13 protein-coding genes are annotated in these 20,670 nt (G+C 59.0%); 4 read left to right on the top strand and 9 right to left on the bottom strand.

Features of this window, described 5'->3' with window-relative positions; genetic code table 11:
• Positions 1-86: 86 nt before the first annotated feature.
• The 3 genes from ACIPV6_RS17445 to ACIPV6_RS17435 all read left to right on the top strand — a co-directional run bounded on the left by ACIPV6_RS17445 (position 87) and on the right by ACIPV6_RS17435 (position 6,900).
• The gene (locus ACIPV6_RS17445; protein ID WP_400272081.1) at positions 87-3,032 is read left to right on the top strand and encodes a heparinase II/III family protein; all 2,946 of its coding nucleotides are present in this window, start codon (positions 87-89) and stop codon (positions 3,030-3,032) included.
• Positions 3,033-3,236: 204 nt separating this feature from the next.
• Positions 3,237-5,165, top strand: a complete 1,929-nt coding sequence (locus tag ACIPV6_RS17440) for a glycosyltransferase (protein ID WP_400272080.1) — start codon at positions 3,237-3,239, stop codon at positions 5,163-5,165.
• Complete coding sequence (locus ACIPV6_RS17435; RefSeq protein WP_400272079.1) at positions 5,149-6,900, top strand: heparinase II/III family protein; 1,752 nt, start codon at positions 5,149-5,151, stop codon at positions 6,898-6,900. Before ACIPV6_RS17440 ends, ACIPV6_RS17435 begins: the two co-directional genes overlap by 17 nt.
• Here the strand turns inward: ACIPV6_RS17435 and ACIPV6_RS17430 are convergent.
• The 9 genes from ACIPV6_RS17430 to ACIPV6_RS17390 form a co-directional block, all read right to left on the bottom strand.
• Positions 6,893-9,583, bottom strand: a complete 2,691-nt coding sequence (locus ACIPV6_RS17430; protein ID WP_400272078.1) for a glycosyltransferase — start codon at positions 9,581-9,583, stop codon at positions 6,893-6,895. The genes ACIPV6_RS17435 and ACIPV6_RS17430 overlap by 8 nt on opposite strands.
• An 11-nt stretch (positions 9,584-9,594) precedes the next feature.
• Positions 9,595-9,996 (bottom strand): hypothetical protein, encoded by a 402-nt coding sequence (locus tag ACIPV6_RS17425; RefSeq protein WP_400272077.1) that lies wholly within the window; start codon positions 9,994-9,996, stop codon positions 9,595-9,597.
• 39 nt (positions 9,997-10,035) lie between these two features.
• Positions 10,036-11,331 (bottom strand): UDP-N-acetyl-D-mannosamine dehydrogenase, encoded by a 1,296-nt coding sequence (gene wecC, locus ACIPV6_RS17420; RefSeq protein ID WP_400272076.1) that lies wholly within the window; start codon positions 11,329-11,331, stop codon positions 10,036-10,038.
• Between the two features lie 15 nt (positions 11,332-11,346).
• Positions 11,347-13,029: a glycosyltransferase gene (locus tag ACIPV6_RS17415; protein WP_400272075.1), complete on the bottom strand. Its 1,683-nt coding sequence runs from the start codon at positions 13,027-13,029 to the stop codon at positions 11,347-11,349.
• Positions 13,030-13,248: 219 nt separating this feature from the next.
• Positions 13,249-14,094 (bottom strand): ABC transporter ATP-binding protein, encoded by an 846-nt coding sequence (locus ACIPV6_RS17410; protein WP_400272074.1) that lies wholly within the window; start codon positions 14,092-14,094, stop codon positions 13,249-13,251.
• Between the two features lie 31 nt (positions 14,095-14,125).
• The gene (locus tag ACIPV6_RS17405; RefSeq protein WP_400272073.1) at positions 14,126-15,013 is read right to left on the bottom strand and encodes an ABC transporter permease; all 888 of its coding nucleotides are present in this window, start codon (positions 15,011-15,013) and stop codon (positions 14,126-14,128) included.
• On the bottom strand, positions 15,013-16,764 hold the full coding sequence (locus tag ACIPV6_RS17400; RefSeq protein ID WP_400272072.1) for a glycosyltransferase family 4 protein: 1,752 nt from the start codon (positions 16,762-16,764) through the stop codon (positions 15,013-15,015). Before ACIPV6_RS17400 ends, ACIPV6_RS17405 begins: the two co-directional genes overlap by 1 nt.
• The gene (locus ACIPV6_RS17395; protein ID WP_400272071.1) at positions 16,761-17,978 is read right to left on the bottom strand and encodes a glycosyltransferase family 4 protein; all 1,218 of its coding nucleotides are present in this window, start codon (positions 17,976-17,978) and stop codon (positions 16,761-16,763) included. Before ACIPV6_RS17395 ends, ACIPV6_RS17400 begins: the two co-directional genes overlap by 4 nt.
• Positions 17,979-18,044: 66 nt before the next feature.
• A complete protein-coding gene (locus ACIPV6_RS17390) occupies positions 18,045-18,485 on the bottom strand; it encodes a hypothetical protein (RefSeq protein ID WP_400272070.1) in 441 nt (146 codons plus the stop codon).
• 439 nt (positions 18,486-18,924) lie between these two features.
• On the opposite strand from ACIPV6_RS17390, the gene ACIPV6_RS17385 reads away from it, so the two are divergent.
• Complete coding sequence (locus ACIPV6_RS17385; RefSeq protein WP_400272069.1) at positions 18,925-20,613, top strand: hypothetical protein; 1,689 nt, start codon at positions 18,925-18,927, stop codon at positions 20,611-20,613.
• Positions 20,614-20,670 lie beyond the last annotated feature (57 nt).

The following is a 20,670-nucleotide window of genomic DNA, read 5'->3' as shown; positions in this document are numbered from 1 at the left end:
AAGCAGTGCCACCGGCGGCCATCTAAGATAATGCCCGAGCGTGGCCATGCAGGGGCAGGTAGCCCAACTTTGGCGTAAGGATTCGAATGACCAGGCATACAGTAGATCTCGAAGCTGTCCGTCGTCAGACGTTCGGTGAGATGTTCAGGCCACGGCCCGCGGACCGCCAGCAGGCTGACGAAATCCTCAACGGCAAGCTCACGATGCGGCCGCACCCAACGTGGGACTTCGAAGACGATATCGATTGGAAGTCCGACCCTTTTGGGCAAAGAAACTGGCAAGCACAGCTTCACATGTTGCGTTGGTTGGAACCTGTCAGGCGAGTAGCGCTGGATGGCGACCCAGTGGCTCGGGAATTCTGGCTGAAGACGTGCAAATCCTGGATCCAAGCCAATCCTCCACTGGATCCGAAACTGCGGGATCCTGACGGCAATCTGGTCAGCTACGCATGGTCTGACATGGTCGAGGCCCTACGGGCAATGGTGCTGACGTTTGGGTTGCCCCTGGTGGCCGAGGGCGAGGACCTCTGGCTCGCCGATTCAATCCATGAGCATGGATCCTGGCTTGCCGATGCCAAGCATCTTGGTCATTCGAACCACGCTTTGCACCAACATCAAGCGCTTTTTGTTGTCGGTTCAGTATTCGGCAATGGGGACTGGACGGAACTGGCCGTCGAGAGGCTGGCCTCCCTGTTCGAACAAAACTATGACGACCAGGGCGTCAATGTGGAAGGTGCCATCGGCTACCACAAGAACAACCTTTTGTGGTGGGAACAAGCGTTCAAGCGACTCGACGCAGAAGGTATCCAGAGGCCCGAATCCGCCGCCAGGCTGGAGCTTGCCTACTTGGAGCTCGCCCACGCCACCAAACCCGACGGCACGTTTGAACTTATCGGCGACACGGAAGCCACCACTCCTGGCGCCCTGTCCTCACCTGAGCTCGACTACGTCAAGTCCGAGGGTGCCACCGGCCAACCCCCTGCAGAGCTGACAAAGATCTACAACCAAGGCTATGTTTTCGGCCGGAGCGGATGGGGTGACCACGAACGGGCTTTCGACAAGGAAACGTTCTATTCCCTTTCCTTCGGTAAGGCAGACCGGGTTCATGGCCACCAGGATGGGGCGTCCCTGACGCTGCACTCAAATGGGCAGCCCTGGTTGGTAGATGCTGGAAAGTACGCGTACAAAAAAGACGCAATGCGCGAGTTCTGCTTGTCCCGTCTGGGCCACAACGTGGTGGACATCGAGGGCAAGGCCTACAACCCCAAGTCCAAAGTTGTGCTGACGCGGTCCTCAACCAGCGATGAAATCGATGACTTCACGTTCACGGATTCCGGTTACGAGGGCGTCACACTGAAGAGGCGTGTCATCTACTGCCGTGGAGGCGACTTCTTCGTCGTTGTTGACAACGTTTTCAGCACGGAGGATGTGACGGCCAGGCAGCGCTGGCACCTTGATGCCGAGACGGGTTTGGAAGAGATTCCCGGAGGCATCCGGTTGGAACGCGAAGGCAAACAGTCGTTCATCCTCTGGAAAGGCAATCTTCCCGCCATCTCCACGACCAAGGGTTCGGAGGAACCCTTCGATGGCTGGATGGCCAGGAAGTGGATGGAGAAAACCCCGGGCACCGTAGTCTCTGCAACGCAGTCCGGGCAGAGGTTCAGATTCATCACTATTCTTGCCGCCCCCCAATCGGGAAGCTTCTCCGTCAAGAAACTCGATGCTACCGGCGGCCGCATGGCCCTGAGTGCCATGTCAGGACGGTACCAGTTCAACCTGGCCGTCGAGGAAGAGCGCGTATCTGTGACCCTGGGTGAGGTCGGCAGCAATTCCTCCGAACTGGAGGACATCAGGTCGGCCTGGCTCAAGACCATGGAGCTTTGCCGGGGGGCGGAAGTTCAGTGGTCGGCCCCCAAACCAGCCAACGGCACCTTCAGCACCAGGTACTGGGGGTCGCTCAAGTCCTGGGTAACCCATCAGCCTGATGTTCGAAAAGCCCGTCTTGAGGCGTTGAGCATTCTGTTGGATCTCGTCCTCGACGCAATCGACGGCTCGGGTGACGATCAAGGGTTGCGGACCGGCATCGTCGACCTCCTCTCCAATGACCTCACCGAAGTCATCGGCCTGAACAACAGCGCACTTGGCGTCATGCGGGAGCCACTTGTTGCCTGGGGCGGGCTGGACCTTCGCTCCAAGACCTACGGCCGCCAAATCCAGACAATCCGCACTCCGGAAGAGATCGGATTCGGGCACGGCGAAACGTCCAAGATCTACTCTGCCAACTTGGGGGGCTTGGTACTGCCCTTCGCCGTGGGCCGAGGGGATTCCGATCTGTTGTCCGTCAGATTCCACGGGGCAATCAACAGGACCAAGACCACGCTGCCATTTTTCCAAGGGCTAACTTCCGAGCTCATGGAAGGAGGGAACCACGCTGTTTTTCAAGATCCGGCACTGGACCTCAACAAGAACATGACTCTGTCGTGGTACCTCGGAGACGGCAGTACCAACGTCCATCGCTTCATGGCCGAGTGCATTCGCAAACTGCAGAACGAAACCGGAGCCAAGCGCATTCTGCTGTCCGGTAGTTCGGGTGGCGGATTCACTGCGCTTCAAGTCGCGGCCTATCTGCCAGATTCCGTGGCTTTGGTGTTCAACCCGCAAACAGACGTCAAGGAATACTTCCGGACGAGCGCCGATGTGGCCTTGTCCACGTGCTTGAAATCCGACGCCAGCACAGAAGAAGCACGATCGTTCAGACTCTCCACTTCCGTGGTGGAGACGTACGCCATGCTCAACGACCTTCCCAGGGTTCTCTACGTTCAGAACCTCGGTGACACGCATCACGTAACGAAGCATCGTGATCCATTCCGGCTAATGCTGGAATCCGAACACACCGGGCACAAAGACCGGATCGAATTTGTGGACGTCGAGTGGGGTGCCGGCCACGTGGCCGCAACCGCTGAACTGTATGCCCAGTTCCGTACCGCAGCCCTGGACCGCTTCAAGGCAAGTGCAAGTTCATGCAGCAGCTAATGCAACACATCACACTGACCAGATTCTTGTTGACTAGGAAAATCGTTGCAGACTAATAGAACACTCAGTTCCGATAAAGCCATTGGCCTTTCCGCGGTGGCGGGTGTGGGCGCCGTTTTCAGTGGCTCCCTCTTGGCGTTGTTGCCACATGCGGATTCGTCTGCAAACGCCGTAATTATCATTATCTTGTATGTGGTGGGGATCGTGGCCTCGAGCATTGCAGCCACCGCCTTCATAGCGAGGATGAAGGACAGCCGGCGTTTACAACGCGAGTCACAGGCTTCGATCAAGAAGTACATGCTGACTTTGCAACGGCAATTGGCGGAGCTGAAAGAGACCCAGGATGCCTCCACGGAGCAGCTGTCCGAACTGTTTCAGAACTCGCTGGCACCGGCGCCCGCACCGAACGCTGAAGACGACGATGCGGAAGCAGAGGCCGAAAATGAGCGCCTCCTGAAGCTGGTCGAAGACCTCAAGTCTGACCACGACGAACAAGTCAAGAAACTGGAAAAGCGCCACCTGGTCCGGCAGTTCGAGCTCGTGGCTATTGACGGCAACAACTGGGGCTCCTTCACTGCCTCCGAACTCAAGAAACTTGCAGAGGCCCAGTACAAGACCAGACCACTTGCTGTCTACGAGATGCTGGACGATCAGTCCCTTTTCGAAAAGATTAATACTGCTGCTCTTCGCGGCCTTGCCAATGAATTGCGCAAGCTCGGTTACACCATTAAGAGCCAGAACGTACTGCGGGTGGTGTTTGACAGGAATCCCAATGAAAAGTTGGCCAGTGCCATCGAGCTGCGGGATGAAGAAGTCAAAATCTACTCAGGCACTTTCAAGCCGCAGGTTCAGGGACCCTTCGAACTTTTCGAACCCACCCCGAACCGTGTCCTCCACGTAGTGGGCAAGGTTCTTCCAACCACGCAGTCCGGCTATACACTGCGCACGCACTACACGGCCTTGGCTCAAATCAAGTCAGGTTTGGAAGTGCACGTGTGCAATCAGGTGGGCGATGCGGTGAACAATGATGCGGCCGCACATGTAGATCTCGATGGTGTCTCCTACCACATGCCCACCGGTCCCATTCGCGTGAACACGGCGTTGACAACCTGGCTCAGTTCCAACGTTGAAGAACTCGCGCGGGTGGTAGCCGAGGTACGCCCAGCTGTGCTGCACGCGCATTCGGACTTCTTCAACGCTCTCTCAGCGAGGGCCGTCGGTGACTACTTCGGAATCCCAGTGATTTACGAATCCCGCGGCTTCTGGGAAGAATCCTGGCTCTCCCGCATGGCTCAGGCGAATGGCATCGAAGACATCGAGTCGTTCAGCGAACGCTGGGGCAGCCCGGACACCTACGCATGGCGTCGGGAGCGCGAGCATGACTGCAGGGATGCTGCGGACCATGTCTTCACCCTGGCCGAGGTCATGAAGCGCCGCATCACGGCGGAAGGCTGCCCTGAGGACAAAACGTCCGTTGTGCCGAACGCAGTCAGTGGCGAGCAGTTCCCGATTCAAACCCGCAACGCCGGTTTGGCTGCCAAGCTCGGTATCGAAAGTGACGAGATTGTCATTGGATACATCTCCTCCTTGGTCGAGTACGAGGGTGTACCTGTACTTATCGAGGCGTTCAGCCAATTGCGCCAACGCCTGAACGTTCCGATACGGCTTCTCGTGGTAGGTGACGGGCCAGTCCTGGACTCCCTCAAGGACACCGCCAAGTCGCTGGGACTCGATGACGCCCTGTTCACCGGGCGTGTGCCCCACGACGACATCCTGGACTACTACGGTCTCATCGACATCTTCGTTGTGCCTCGCACGCCGGCCGCGGTTTGCCAGCTCGTAACGCCGCTCAAGCCGTTCGAAGCCTTTGCCACAGGACGTGCCATTGTCATGTCAGATGTCGATGCACTGAAAGAAATTGCCGAAGCCAGCGGCTCCGCTGCGCTCTTCCAAGCCGGAAACAGCACCTCGCTGGCGGATGTGCTTTCGGACCTAGTCTCCCACCCGGAAACGCGCGGCCAGATGTCCGTGGACGGCGCAGCATGGGTTCGTGAAAGCCGTTCGTGGGAAGCCAACGCCGCTGTTTACAACCACCAGTATGCAAACCTCGCTGCGAATGCAATACGCGTCTGACGCCCTGTTCCAGCATTTTACGGACGGTGACCTTGAAACGCTCCGGCAACAGATCGTTACGAGCCACCGGCCGGACCTGTCCAGCGGTGTGTGGTTCGACAGCCTGGTAAGTGATTCCGCTGATGTGGTCACCAGCGACGGGTGGAAGGCCGGCGACTACGACAGGCTGGACCTCTCGTTGCCACTCGCCTGGGACGCCCTCTGTGCAGAAGACAGGAGTTGGGGTTCCCAACTGCACGGCTGGAAGTTCATGGATAAACCCATCCAGGAGTTCATTCGGACGGGTGAACGGAAGTACCTGCAATGGTGCCTTGACCGTGCCGTCTCCTGGTCGGAGAGATATTGCGAGCAGGAGACAGCCAACGCAATCGTTTGGTACAACATGGCCCTCGGTCAACGTGCCCTTCGCCTGGCAGGTCTTATCTATCTGGGTGCCAGGAACGGCATAACCGACGCGGATTTTCGTTCGCTCCTCCATGCCGTGGACAGGCACAGGGTCGAGTTCACGTTGGACAGCTCGTTCAACCCCCGCACCAACCACGGCTACTTTGTAGCGATCGGACAGACGGTACTAGGCAGGACCCTCGAGGCCGTGCCGGGGATGCTGGGAATGGCGGAGGATGGGTGCGACCGCCTGGCCATCATGATCCGCACCCAGTTCCTTACCGATGGCGGTCACAGCGAGCACTCCCCTGAATACCACCGGATGCTCATGTATTCGTTCCAGCTGGCCGTAGACAACGGCCTCATAGCGGATTCGGAACTGACCGGCCGACTGAGGAAAGCTGCAGATTTGCTCGGCTGGATGATCCAGCCGAACGGTTCGCTGGTCCCTCTGGGCGACACCCCTCACGTTCAAATGGTTGGCGCAGGCCATCCTCCTACCCTCAGCCCTGAAACGAACTTCCTGATGTCAGGTGGTTCCACCGGAAAAGCCAACCCGGATGAGCTGGGTGTGTTTCCTGAGACAGGTTACGCCTTCGTCAGGTCGCCCCAGCCCCAAGGGCGGGGTCCACAGCCCGGAGCCACCTACCTCGCCTTCACGGCAGCTTTTCATGGCCGGGCACATAAACATGCCGACGATCTAAATTTTGTTTGGTACGACCACGGACAGGAAATACTGGTCGAGGGCGGCCGCTATGGTTACGGCGCCCAATTGCCCACAGATTCGCCGTTGCGCGCCGAAGGCTTCTATTATGCCGATCCTTTCAGGCAGTACGTCGAGTCCACGCCGGCCCACAATACCGTTGCCGCCAACCACCAGAACCACAACCGCCGTCGAACCGCTCCGGGATCCGGACTAGGCACGTGCGAGCAAAAGGAGGGCCTGTTTGTCCTGCGCGGCACCATGGACCATGGGGAATGGATCCACCGGCGCACCATCGAGTTGGTGCCTGGCGTGAGTCTCACGGTCACTGATGACGTCCAGTCCATGGATGCGGTCAAGCGTGACTTTCAGATCTGGTACAACATCGCCGGTGCGCTTGAATTCACAAAGGAATCCCCAGCCATGGGGCCTTCCTGGATACTGCCGGGGGGCGTATGGAGCCTCGAACTGGAGCCGGATAACGGTCTCCAGGTCCAAGGCCCCACGCGCGAGTCCGAAGAGCCCCTACGGGGATGGCGTTCCGTTGAGGACGGTACGCGCGAGGGCGTTTGGTCGCTCTGCCTGGCGGCGGACAGAACCCGCCACCAGGTCTTTACGAACAGATTCAGCTTCGGCCGGATCAGTTAGTGCCCAGCGGCACGCTGGCCGGCTCACTATGGAGTAGAGAGGTGTCGCCGGCCATTACTGCCACTACTTCCGCGTCCTCCCACGTTATGGGTTCGTAGAGGCGCCCCAACTGCTGGATGAGCTCAACGCATTCTGCGACGTCCGACTCCGGGACCAGCTTCAGTTTACGGACGAACCAATGCTTCATGTAGGTTTGGGCACGCGTCGCCTTGTAGTCTGCCATCAGCCCCACTTCCTCAAGCCAGGCAGCCCTGGCCGCCTCGAGTGGGAGGTACTTCCGGAAGAACCGAGGGCCGAGCGAGTTCACCACGGAATTCTGCACCGCACCGTAGTAGATGTGGATGGGTACTTCCAGCACATCGATCTTGCGTGCATAGTGAACCATCTGTTGAAAGAAGAACGAGTCCTGGCCGAGCGCGCCTACCGGCTGCTCTAGGCCCTGGTCCTTCAACCAAGCAGTGTTCATGACAGCGGCTTGAATGCTCATGGGATAAAAGTCCAGGCGCGTCAGGAGACTGTCGGACGATTCTTGTGCGCGTTCAGGCGTGACATTCAATTTTTGACTGAGCTTGCGTGAATTGCGGAAGGTCCTGATGCCGTCCGAATACCTGACCATGTCTCCAACGGCCATATCCAGCGATCCGTCCTCAGCAAGTCGCACAAGCTTGGCGTAACCGTCGCATATCGCTTCGTTGTCCGGGTCCAGATAGGTCACCCAAGGTGCCGTTGCGAGTTCCAGGCCCTTGTTCCTTGGCCTGGACGCACTCCCCGAGCCGGTATCCCCAAACCGGAAAACTGTGATTTGGCTATGGCGTTCCTCCAGCTCATCAAGTATCTGCTGAGTCCGAAGGTCAGTGGAGCCGTCGTCAACCAGGATGACCTCCATCCGGGAAAAGATCGAGGACCGCTCCAGGGATCTAACGCACTTGTTGAGGAGGAATGGGCCGTTGTTATGCACCGGTACGACGACGGAAAGAACTGCTTCGGGGGGCGGCGGAGTTTCAGTATCCGCCAGCGACAGTGAATCTTCACGTCGGGCTATCCCCAAGGGATCAAGCGCGTACCCGTTGCCCTCTATCAGCGCACCCTCCAGATAGGCGTCGCCGGCATCCGAGTCGAGCCAAACGGCTCCCACTGAAGGATCGGGCATCGTTGAGAAAGTCTCATGCTCGGGAACCAGGCCAGCCACGCCCGCCTGCTGCACTGACTTCATGACGAAATCGACGTCCGCATATTTGAAGCCGTTGACCAGATCCTCAAGATATGTCGGTGCGTAGGTGAACCGATCCGAGAGGGGAACTGTGACGTCAAATTCAAGGCGTCGTGCCTGCAGCTCCTGTTGAGTCAGGATCTCCACGTTGTTGAGTGTCTGCCGCTGTACGGTCTCCTCTAGCGCCGCCGAGCGTGAATCGAGGACCGCGCAGACGCGGATCGCGGAAGCCGCGCCCATCGTCCCCGCAGTCTGAAGAATGTCAGCCATCCGGTCGTGGGCAAGGTGGTCCGAGAAAGCGCGCCGCAGACCCTCCATCTGGACTCCGTACAGGTCCCTCTTCGACATTCCGTCGAGAGTGGCGCGCACATCCTCACTCGTCTGGGCCGTGAGAACGTTGGGAAACCTGTTGTTGACCCCCAAGTTGTAGTTCGACAACACCATGGACCCCATGGCTTGCAGCTCGACCACCCTGTTCGCGTACATGGAAGAGCTGGAAATGACCGAATTCAGGTTGATATTGAAGTCGGACATCCGCTGGAGCTTCAAAAGCAGATCATGCTGGATGCTTGGCACGACATTCGGCAGATACTCTTCCGGAAAGAAGTAGCGGCTGTTCTCCAAAGACCAGTTTCGATCGATGATCACAAGGTTCCGTGATGATTCGAGGACGCCGTCGAAGATGGTCTTCGCAGCGGACCTGCGTGACTGATACCGCTGGGTATGCCACGAACCGGCGAAGAGCACATCGGGGAGACGGTGCCTGCGTGAGAAGACTGGTGAGTGGTGGTGGGGGTTGACCCCGAAACTCAGAACCCGGATCGAAGCAGCGTCAGGGCAATCCCGCGCATAATCTGCAACGCTTTCCGCGGCGCAGGTGAAAACATGGTCGGCGGACTGGGCAATGCTGAGGAATTGGCTGTAGTTCGGCGGATCCTCTTTTGAATAGAAAGCAACGGGCATGCCTTTGGCCCTGAAGTAGGGGACAACCTCTTCGAGCAAAAACTTCCGCTTTTTCGATTCCGGTGTGGCGAGCCCCTTCCATTCACCGCCGAGTCCCCGCCACGTGCTTGCAATCAGCAACAGCCCGGCCCCGTGGGCCACTTCCTGGTAATTCTTTGGGGTCACGTAAGCAAGACGCGCCGTTGAGTCGAAGCTCTTGTAGAGGAATTCGTCCGCGATGATGGCTACGTCAACCGGATGGGCGCGGAGGCTCCTCGAACCCAAAGACTCCGGGACAGCATCCAGCATGGGACGAAGGTCCTCGATGTAGCCTTGGAGATGCGACGCGTTTCGGCGGGCCAAGTATTTCTTTTTTGTTGTGGAGGGCATGACAGGTTTGCCTGCCAGCACAGAATCCACATAATAGCTTGAACTATAGAAGCCCTGCCGTGAATCTGCTGCCGTATGGCAATATTCCAGCTCTTCCAGCCGCTTTTTGGCGCGCCAGAGGCGATCTTTCTGGTGATTCACCGGTTCCCCCATTAGGACTTCCCCCGTCCGAGGCGCCGGCGTCGGCGCCAATACATCAGTTGCAGTGCGCCCAACATGGACTCAGACAGCGCACTGAGCTTTTTCTGCGCTTCTGCCAGGGTGCGCGAAAGGTCGTTCAGTTGTTCATCGCGCTCGGCCAGCAGCTTTCGTGCGCTGATCAGTTCCGCCTCACTGGTGGCAAATTTCTGACGGTACATGTCCAGCTTGAGGCGGGCAGTGAACAGTTCCTGGCTGAACTGCCGCCGTTCGGCTACCACAGAGGCCATCTCGACTTCCTGCTGATACGCGTCGCGCAGCTCAGCCTGGAGCTTCGTGATCTGGGCATCGTGGGCCAGGGCCGCGAGGCTGATCCCATGCCGGACTTGCTCAATATCCGGGATCTTATGGTCCATGAAAGTAGTGAATCTTCCTCTGTGGTAGCCGATGTGCCGTTAGTTTGCGACGGGGACTGCAGCGGCCGTCTCTGCAACTGCGTCAGGACCCCAGATACCCCGGGAGTCAATCACAGTCTTGCCCGCGTAGGCCGCAGGAGAGATGGCCTTGAATTCGTCATGGTCCACCAGGACCACAATGACGTCCGCCTTGGCGATAGCCTCCTCGGTGGCTACGAGTTGGACGTTCGCCCGGTCACGAAGGGCCGCCGGAAGGGCCTCCACGTGAGGTTCCACAACAAGGAGTTTGGCAGTGGGGAGTTGTTCTGCGAGTTCAGCGGCGATGCCGATTGACGGCGACTCACGGAGGTCATCGATGTTCGCCTTGAAGGCCAGACCAAGCGTAGCGATGACGGGTGTCGCGCCGGCTTCTTCAGCGGCCTTGCGAGCCTTTGCCACAACCCATTCCGGCTTGGAGTCGTTGGTTACGCGGGCCTGACGAATGAGCTGGGCTTCCTCCGGAGCCGCGGCCACGATGAACCACGGGTCCACGGCGATGCAGTGTCCGCCTACACCGGGGCCCGGCTGCAGGATGTTGACACGCGGGTGGTGGTTGGCGAGCCGGATCAGTTCCCACACGTCAATTCCGAGTTTGTCGCTGATGATGGACAGTTCGTTGGCAAAGGCGATGTTGACGTCACGGTAGGAGTTCTCCACCAGCTTCGCCATCTCAGCCGTGACATCATCCGTGACCAGGATTTCACCCTGGCAGAAGACTGCGTACAGGTCCTTGGCCAGTTCTGCAGCAATCGGCGTCACGCCACCAACGATTCGGTCGTTCGTGACAAGTTCGATCATGACGCGGCCAGGGAGAACTCGCTCCGGGCAGTGGGCGAAATGGATAACGGGTGCCCCATTGGCGCCGTCAACCGACAGGTCGGGGCGGAGGGCCAGGATATAGTCGGCCAGGTGACGGGTTGCGCGCGGCGGCGAGGTGGACTCAAGGATGACCAGTTCGTCACCCTTCAACTGGGGAGCGATACCACGCGCGGCGGCTTCGATGTAGCTCAGGTCTGCCGAGTGGTCCGCACGGAACGGGGTTGGGACAGCGACGATGTAGGCCTCTGCCGCGGGAGTTTCGGTTGTGGCGCGCAGGTGTCCCTGACTCACGGCGCCGGCTACGTGCACTCCAAGATCAGGCTCCACAAAGGGAACCTCTCCGCGGTTCACTGCGTCAACGGTGTTTTGGTTTACGTCGACGCCCACAACGTCAATGCCGTTGGTGGCAAGGATCGCCGCAGTCGGCAAACCGATGTACCCAAGGCCGATAACGGCCACAGTCTTGATGCTCGTCATTATTTCCCCTTTTAGTTAAACAGTGATGTGTTCTTTGGGGTCCCCAAAGAATTTTATTTCGCCGGAAGCGGCCAGCTCTTCGTCAGAGACATCCCAGGTGTGTCCGTCACCTTTTCGGTACTGGCAAAAATTGAATCGGTCTCCCGAGTAGATCAAACCGCCCGCAGTGGAAACGGCCTTGAGGAAGGCAGTGTCCTCTCCCCTGTTCAGCGCTTCGAAAGGATGTGATTCGAACACCTCCCGGCGAGCGGTTATGGTGGGCCCCATAACAAACCGCGTTGTGCGGTGTTCCATATGCGGAATCCTCAGCATGGTCGCGTTGGTCGCCGCAAAGTACATGTAATGTGCCTGCTTGCCCACAACATCCGCCTTCGAATAATCGAGGGCGTGGAGGAGGTCCACCAAATACCTTGGACCGTAGTAGTCGTCGTCGTCCATCTTGGTCAAGACTTCACTCGTTGATGCGGCAACGCACAAATTGAGGCACTCACCGAGGGTGACATCCCTGGACGCTGTCAACAACTTGAAGCGGTTCACGCCGTGCTTCACTGCGAGCTCATTCACTTCGCTTTCCGGCACTTCAAAGCCATGTGTCAGCAGGACCAGTTCCACATCGACATCTGCCTGGCTGCCAACCGTTGAGAAGACATGCTCCAGCTGATGCGGACGGATTGTGGGAACCAGCGCGCTGACTGTGGGCACCTCAAGCGGCTGGAAACGGTCAGGGAGAACCGAGGCCACCACCGACTCGGCGCGGTGGGCGTACGTGTGTTCGCTCCAGATCCGCCTCTGCCCGCGGTGGACCACCCTGTCATTGAGTTCCGAGCTACGGGCGAGCATACGGATCTGGCTCTCTGCCTGCTGGCGCGAGCCGGCAACAAAAACCTGGTCCGCATCAAAGAAATGGCTGATTGCCGCACTGGGAGTTGAAACTACAGGCGTGCCAGAGGCAGTAATCTCGAATATCCTCCGGGCGCACATGCTGGGAGAATCCACCACAGAGTTGACATTGAGGAACACTTTGTAGGCCCGGTAAGCGGTCAACATCTTGGCATAGTCAAGGGTGCCGACCACATGTTCGTTGAACGGCACCGGGAACTGATAGTTCGAATCGCCACCCAACTGGCGGGAGAAGATTTCAAGTTTCGGTCCCGACTGTGCCGAGGCATCGCGTGCCGCAGACAGCAGTACATCCATTTGTTGCCGGCGTTCGGGATACTTGTGCGCAAAATACATGCCTGCAAATGCGACCCCGCGTGCGTGGTGGCCCTGACCCACCCGGATGGGATTGTGAATGGCCGGTTGCGCGCCAAATGGGAGCGCCGCCACGCGGTCATGGCCCAGGTCCTCGCGGTAGGACGAGATGCGGTCTGAGTCACTGGTGAAGACGACATCGAACTCCCGGGCGGCCGGAAGGAAGTCGTCGTAATGGGGCGGATCTTCCTTGTTCCAGAAGACCGTCGGGATTCCTTGGTCACGGCACCAAGCCATGAGGTCCAGGAAGTCCTGTTTGGGTCCGGAGGTTCCCATGAGCTGGTACTTCCAGGAGCCTTGGTTTCCGTTCCATGCAGACTCCACGAAAAGGAAGTCAATACTGGTCTCTTCGAGCTGCTGACGCCACGTGTCCTTCCGCAACTGCAGCAGGTTCCATTCAAACGAGAACGACGCGATCGAGAAATCGTCCAGAATGACGCCCACGGTCAGATCGTCCCGCCGCGGACCCCTGTCCGGAACCCGGTGAGGTGCAAAGGCAGGGGGAGCTCCATTTCCCCCGGAGCGGGCCGGGGACGCACCCCTGCCGCTGCCTCCGCTGAGGCGTCTTTCGATTTTTTGCCTTCTCTGCCACTCCAGGACCTGGGCGGTACCCCCCTGCCTGAAGTGCCAGACGGCCTTGCGGATGCTATCGATCAAAGAAACTCAACGCCCTTCCATGCGGCGCCCACTGGCCCGCTCCAACACACGCGTGGCAACAAGATTTGCCCGTGCTTCATCCTTGATCCGCGATGCTGTCAAATTGTTGCCGCGGGAAAGATTCGACGAAAAATCCTTGTAAACAGCAGCTGTCTCGTCCGGCGGCCCATCCATGATTAGTTCGCCCTTGTCCAGCCAAATCGCCCGGCTGCACATATCGCGGATGGTGTCCAGGCCGTGGCTGACAATGAATACACAACCGGCTTGGGCCCGAAGTTCATCCATTCGTGCCTTGCTCCGGTTGTTGAACTGGGCATCGCCTGTGTTCAGCGCTTCGTCCACCAAAAGGATCTCTGGATTCACTGCTGCGGCAATCGCAAACCGCAGCCGTGACGCCATTCCGGACGAATAGGACTTCATTGGGAGATAGATTGCCGAATCAAGCCCGGACACAGTCACGATGTTGGCGAACTGCGCGTCGATCTCCTCCATGCTCATGCCCATGGCGAGACACCCCAGGACCACGTTTTGGTCTCCTGAGAGCTCCGGCACCAGGGCCGCGTTAACGCCCAGCAGTACGGGCGTACTCGAGGCATATACAGCCCCTTGCGTCGGCGCTACCTGGCCGCTGATGAGTTTCATGATGGTGCTCTTGCCGGAACCGTTTCGGCCGATGATACCCACCGATTCGCCACGTTCCACCACCAGCGAGATTTCCTTGAGGGCACTAACGGTCACAAGGTTGGGCCGCTCGAAGATCTGCCGGACCCGGTTACGCAGGCCCCTGCCATTAGGGGTTTTGCCCTCCGAAGTCGGCACCCTGTAGGTCATCCGTACTTTATCGATCACCACGCACGGGGGTCCGTCCAGGAAAGTTGCGGTATCAATCGCGCCCATAAGTCTCCTCCCCTTGCCAGAAGAAGATGAAGCCGACCAACAGTGCACCAAGAGCGACAACCCCCAGCGTGGCCCATGACTCCCAGGAGGGCACGCGGTCATAAAGCAGACAGCTGCGCGCTATGTCGATGACGTTGTACAGAGGATTGAATTTCAAGATGGCAATCAAGGTCGGATCCTTAACAAACCGTTCATACGAATAAAAGACCGCAGAGCCATACATCCACGCCCGAATAAAGAACGGCAGGAGATGCGTCACATCGTGGACCCTTGAGATGATCCTGGCCAAGATCATGCCAATTCCCAGGTTGAAAATTCCCTGCAGGAGAACCGCAGGTACCAGCAGGAACCAGAGCAGGCTGATGTTCTCCGCCGGAGGAACGATGACGATCAACAACAGCATGCCAAGGATCAAAGGCACCGCGGAAAGCATTTCACGGATATTGGCACCCAGTGGCAGTGCAGCTCGGGGAAAATTGAACGCCTGGACCACGGACTTACCGTTTCGGATGGAGCGAGCCCCGGAAGTGATGGCACCTGCACTGTAGTGGAACAGGAACACACCGATCACCAGGTAGCCGATGAAGTTTTCGATCCCATGGCTCGTCTGCAGCAACAAGCCGAAAATAACGTAGTACGTCAAACCGTTGAAAACCGGGTTGAGGAGCAGCCATGCGCTTCCCAGGCGATCCTTGCGCGTGCCGCTCTGCACCCGCGCCCGAGCGTCGTAAAAAATGAACTGCCGATAATCCCACAGCTGAACCAGGTAGTCCAGGAAACCGGGCCGCGATCCAACACGGGACAGCTTGCGAATATCCACGGACATGCGCTGAATTGCCGCCGGCGGCGGAAGCTTGGTCTTTTTCGCCGACATCAGCTGGCCCTCCTCATATAGTTAGTCGCCAAAGTCTCGTATGCCCGAACGTAGGCTTCCGCGTTCGCCTTCCACGTTCTCGTGGCCAGCACGTCCTGCCTGCCGGCTGCCCCCAGTCGAAGCCGAAGCCCGCTGTCTTCAAGCAGGCTCCTCAGGGTTTCGGCCAACTCTGACGGATTCCCCGCTTCGGTCAGGCGGCCGTTGACGCCGTCGTTCACTATCTCGCGCAGGGCATCCAAGCGGCTGGCAACAACCGGCCGGGCAGAAGCCAGTGCCTCCACCGGTTTCAGCGGTGTCACTGAACGCGTGACCGCCAGGTCCTTTCGGGGCACAACAAAAACGTCCAATGCTTGGTGATGGATGCGTGCTTGGTCCGATGGAACCCGCCCCGTGAAAATGGTGCGCCCAGACAGTCCCAACCGTCGCACTTGCTCTTGAAGGGCCGGAGCTGCCGTCCCGTCCCCCACTACAACCAGCCTCAACTCTGGCACCCGTGGCGCGAGCAACGCAAATGCCGTGACGAGGTCATCGAGTCCCTCGTAATCAACCAAGCTGCTGACAGTGCCTATATAGAGCCCCTCTGGATCGAGGCCCACAGACTGCCGTGCGTCCCGTTGCGTCATGGGCTCGCGAAGATAGTCCCCACCTACGGCGTTCGGAGCAATAAGTATCCGCTCCGCAGGAACTCCGGCGGCGAGGATGTTCTGCTTCATGGACTCGCCAAGGGTCACCACCATGTCGGCGCTCCGCACGAGTTCGGCCTCGCGCTCGACGAAGAGCCGGTAGCGCTCGCTGTTCCGTGCTTCCGGTCCCCTGGTCGAAGCCCAAGTGTCAGCAAGTTGTCCCCGGACTTCATAGACCCATGGAATGCCCAGCGCATTGGCAACTTCGCGGGCCACAAGGCCGTTCACGAAATGCGTTGTGGTGTGGATGACGCTGGGACGGAACGCACGTGCAACCTGCAGCAGCGCCTCCGCCTGCTGCTGCAGCCTGCCGTCCATGGTTCTTGCCATTTTGCCCTGCAGTAAACGCTGGTAGGGAACGCCGTCGACGACGTCCATCCCTTGGGCGGCAAGAACACCGATTTGGACGGGGTAGCCCAAGCGGGTGACCGCCAGAGTCTCCCATCCTGCCTCTTGCTGTGCCGTCAGGATCGAGTGGCTGCGTCGAGCGTAGCCACTGGCCGTGTGCGGAACAGAATTCGTCAGCAGGTGAAGGACACGGCAGGGCTCCGGCTTGATCTCCACCTTGCCCAGCGAGGGTCGCCAGCCTTGGAAAACGCGCAGCTCGGATTCAAGTCTCACACGTAGTTTGGCACGGCTCTTGCTTTCGCCTTCCAGGAGCGCGACGGCGCCCTGCATGTCACCGTCGTACCACTGACGTCGCGCTGAAGCCGCCGGGAAGTGCTTGCTTGCCGTCGCGTTTGCCAAGAACGCATCAGCCCAGCCAGCCTGTCCTGCGGCCAATGCGACTTCGGCCGCCTTCCGAGACTGGTCCGGGGATCCGGGTCGGTTGAGCGCATTCGTAAACCGACGAACCAATGCGGCCTCGTCCCCGGCGGCGTGACTGGCCATCATGAAGACCGGACGACTGGAACCTGGCGCGGCGGCCGAAAAACTCCGAGCCACAGGACGCACAATCGTGGAAGGCAGGCGCCTCAAGACCTGAAGCGCCAGCACGAACGGGGCCTCTGTCAAGTGCTCGGCTACGGTGTTGGCTGCCAGAATCACATTCTTCAGCACTGGAATCATGAGACATCGTCCCCAAGCCGCGCAACCGCGTCCCGACCAACAAGGCACGCAATTTTGGACATGTACTGATTAGCCAGTTCGGCGTAGTCCGCGTGCTTTTGGACCCATTCCCGTCCGCTTTGACCGGCAGCCAGTCGCGAGCGGTCCCGTGCAAGCTCACGCCACAATTCCGCGACGGCTTCCGGATTGGCGGCAACAACATCGCCGCCCTTTGCGTCGAGGATGATTCGTTTGGCCTCGCCCCGTACAATCGCTGTCACATGACGGCCCACAGCAAGCACTTCATACGTCTTGGACGGGATGGTGGTTTCGAAGGACTTCCAGTCATCGCGTAACGAAACAATGCAAGTATCGGCATCGCGATACTTTTCAAGCACGGCTGATCCGTGGACTGAGGGGAAAAAGGTCACAGGCGCGTTGAGCTCCCGAGCCAGTTTGACCAGTTGGGGCCTGGTTGTTCCTTGGCCAACCAACGTCAGATGGAAGCCGTCTCCAAGCAGGGCACTCGCACGAATTGCTATGTCAAGTTTTTGGCTCTTGCCATGGTTGCCAAGGTAGAGAGCATGAAATCCATCGCGTTCCAGCGCAGGCGGTTCAAGGAACGGCACTGCTCGCAGGTCTAGTCCGTTGCTCACGGTGGCAACATTTCGCACCCCCCGTTCCCGCAGAGTCTCTGCAAAACCCTCAGTGACAGTAATCACCAGGTCTGCCCTGTGTTGGACGAATTCCACGGCGTGTTCCGCCAGGCTCTTGACGCGGCCCTGGACCAAGCGCGCATCTCTGGCAAGGTCGGGCCATGCATCCCTCATCTCCACGATCAGAGGGACTCGGCGCAGGCGGGAGAGCACAAAGCCCGCAGCCAAGGTCGGAAGACTGGGCGCAGTCGCAATGATCGCATCCGGCTTCGGGCCCGCGAGCCCTGACGGCACGGACATGATCGCCGAATACAGCTGATCAATGAGCCGGGCCACTGCCGATCGGCCCATATGCCGCAGATAAGGAACGCGCCGGATCCGTTCGCCGTGCGGCCCGGTCTGGGTGGTGAACGCATAGCCAGCCTCACGGCGTGGCAAGTCACGTCGGCCATTCGGGTAGTGGGCGACGGGCGTAACAACATCAACTTCCCAACCGGCAGTTTGGAACTCTCGTGTCAGGGAAGACCACCGGCGTTGGGGTGGGCTGTGTTCGGGCCAGTAGGAGTGCGAGAGCAACATGAGGCGAAACGGTGCCGAGGTTGGGTCCGTCTCAGCACTATCCCCGGGGAGGGAGGTATTCATAAGCTACTTGTCATTGAGACGGGGTCGGCGAATCCCCTTGGAACGCAGAGCACGGAAGTATGCGGTGCCGAGGAGGAGCAGGACCAGAACGGTTAAGCCTTGGACAATGGGGTTGTTTTCGGCGACGGGAGCCAGCGCAGCCTTGAGCGGACCAGTTACATCAGCGCTGGCAACGACCGGGGCTTCGGCCGCCTTGGAGGGCGGGGGCGACGGTGCAGGCGAGGGCGCTGCGGGAGCAGAACTGGCTTCTTCAACCGGGAGTTCCGCCTGTTCTTCTCCCACGTAGTACTCGTTGGCCGGTGTAGTTGGCAACTGCTGCTCCACGACAGCGGGCGCCGACGGTACGGGGTCGCTGACGGGAGGCACTACCGGAGCTGGAACTGTCGTAACGGGTTGAGGCTCAACGGGAGCCGGAGTCGTCACCACCGGGTCTGTGGTGGGCAACGGTTCAGGTTCCACTGGACCCGGGCCCGGGAGCGTCGGAAGAACGATTTCGGGGAAAGATGGCTGCGGTGATGGGCTCGGCGAATCTGTTGGCGCGGGCACCGGGTCTGTTTCGGTAGCCAGCGCAGGTTGGGTTCCAAGGAACCCGAGAATGCCGAGCACCAAAGCCAGTACCGCAGCTTGAACACGCCTGATTCCGGTGCCCAATGTTCCCCCTGTAGTAAAAGATCAGATTGCCCCGGCGCCCGACTGCTACTCGCCACCGTGGACAAAACGGCCTGAGAACCGTTCCACGCAGGGAAGCGCCGTGGGTTAGTTTATCGTATGGATAAGGGTCCGCTTGGGCCTCGGTCGACTGCCCGGCCGTTGATAGATACCTATGCCAGGGCTTTCTTGCCTCTCATATGTCAGTTCCGCTGTTGTCGACACGAAGGACTCCATGCCGATCCCCAGCGAAATCCCGGGCTCCACGGCGCGTTCACACAAGGACCGATTTCCCTTCCGGTCTGCGATCGCATTCGTGGCCGTAGCCGCGCTCTTGATCGTTTTGAACTATGGCCCCGCGGTTATCCCTTCCCCGGACAGCACACAGGCGGCGCCCGAACTGCCTAGGTACCCGATCAGCGGCTTCTTCATTTCCTCGAGTGCCACAGATGCCAAGAACCTTCGGAACTTGGAGGAGATCAAGGCCTCTGGCGGCGATACGGTCATCACCTTCGGCACCTCCATAGTTCCGGCTTCAGCGGACTCTCTGCCAACAGACTGCAAGATCGACGGCGACGATTGCGCCTCCGTTATCGGCGCTGGACTCAAGATCAATCGTTACTTCACGTACTCGGACGGAGGCCAGTGGGGCAAGGCTGCTTTGAAGTGCCCCCGCGACCGCTACGTTGAGAACCAAGGAAAGTCCTACACAATCATGGTCTTTCCGAGCAACGACACCGGCTGTACAGCCAAAGACGGTAGGTACGACATCATCGTGGCAGGCGGCAGCCCGCTCTCTGCCACGGACCGCACTGTTTCGTTGGCATCGGCAGCTTCCAAACTGGGTATGAAGTTCTACGCTGGCATGCCGGCCCCGGCAAAGCGGACTGATTTCGAGTACCTGCCGGACACCAGCTTCCTCAACACCTTCACAGCCTTCACGGATCGGTTCCTGCGTTACCAGGCCCAGGCCAATAACGCCGACGGGCTCACAGGGTTCTACCACCACCTCGAAATGCCCGTTACAGACAACCCGTTTTTTGAACCGGTGCTGTCTTTGTACAAGATGCAGAACCAGGCGATACATCGGATCCTGCCCGGTCGCTCAGCCATTGTAAGTCCCTACATTGAGGCTCGAAAAGACTCCGCAAATATCACCCCCGAGAACGCCAAGAATGGGATACGCAAGATCGCGCAGACGTCCGGAGGCCTTCACCTCTCTATCGCCATACAGGACGGCATGGGAACAGGAAAGGGTGCGGCCTACTCCGCCGCCGAAGCGGGGAGCCCAGTCGACGAGTTTGCAGCCAGCATCGTCGGCAACGGAACGTGGGCAGAGAAGTATGTGGCTCCCAATAGGGATTATTTCAAGGCCGCAGCACAGGGAATTGTGGGAACAGGTGCAGACCTGTGGGCCAACATGGAAGGCATGGCTCCGGCCACAAAGGCTAACCCCTGCGATAAGAGTCTCAGGGGACAAACTACCGCCGACCGAATCGGCACTCAGCTCCAACAATTGGGAAGCGCCCAGAAGATCATCTCCTATATGTGGGATCCCTACTTCACTTGCAGCGGCGCGAACCCACCACTCAGGGACACCCTGTTACATGGACTGGGCTCGCCGCTCGTCACGGACTCCAGCTACGACGCGGCCACAGGCGAGCTGAGGATGGAGGGATTCAACCTATCGGGAAGTACCTACACATTTGAGTTGACCGGCAGTGGCGAAGCCGACCAACGGATTTCCGGCGAGCCCGACACTGTTGAGGCATCTTCTGGGGAACCCCAAACCCGAAATCCACGTCTGGAAACAATCACCATCACAACGAATCTCAAGCAACGGACTGGAGACGATTCCTATGCCGTTTCGGTATCCAATGAGTGGGGCACTAGCAGTGACACAGGTCGCCCCAAGTCCGGATAGCGCACCGTTGAACCGGTCCGCACCATCGAATTGATAGAATCGTCCCTGCTGACGCCG

The organism is Paenarthrobacter sp. NPDC089988, from assembly GCF_044748465.1.
Taxonomy (GTDB): Bacteria; Actinomycetota; Actinomycetes; order Actinomycetales; family Micrococcaceae; genus Arthrobacter.
This window is presented reverse-complemented; position numbering and strand designations above follow the sequence as displayed.

Coding starts and splice junctions, on each gene's coding strand:
- ACIPV6_RS17400 (WP_400272072.1), bottom strand. CDS start 16,764: ATGATTCCAGTGCTGAAGAATGTGATTCTGGCAGCCAACACCGTAGCC.
- ACIPV6_RS17385 (WP_400272069.1), top strand. CDS start 18,925: ATGCCGATCCCCAGCGAAATCCCGGGCTCCACGGCGCGTTCACACAAG.
- ACIPV6_RS17435 (WP_400272079.1), top strand. CDS start 5,149: ATGCAATACGCGTCTGACGCCCTGTTCCAGCATTTTACGGACGGTGAC.
- wecC (WP_400272076.1), bottom strand. CDS start 11,331: ATGACGAGCATCAAGACTGTGGCCGTTATCGGCCTTGGGTACATCGGT.
- ACIPV6_RS17395 (WP_400272071.1), bottom strand. CDS start 17,978: ATGTTGCTCTCGCACTCCTACTGGCCCGAACACAGCCCACCCCAACGC.
- ACIPV6_RS17425 (WP_400272077.1), bottom strand. CDS start 9,996: ATGGACCATAAGATCCCGGATATTGAGCAAGTCCGGCATGGGATCAGC.
- ACIPV6_RS17405 (WP_400272073.1), bottom strand. CDS start 15,013: ATGTCGGCGAAAAAGACCAAGCTTCCGCCGCCGGCGGCAATTCAGCGC.
- ACIPV6_RS17445 (WP_400272081.1), top strand. CDS start 87: ATGACCAGGCATACAGTAGATCTCGAAGCTGTCCGTCGTCAGACGTTC.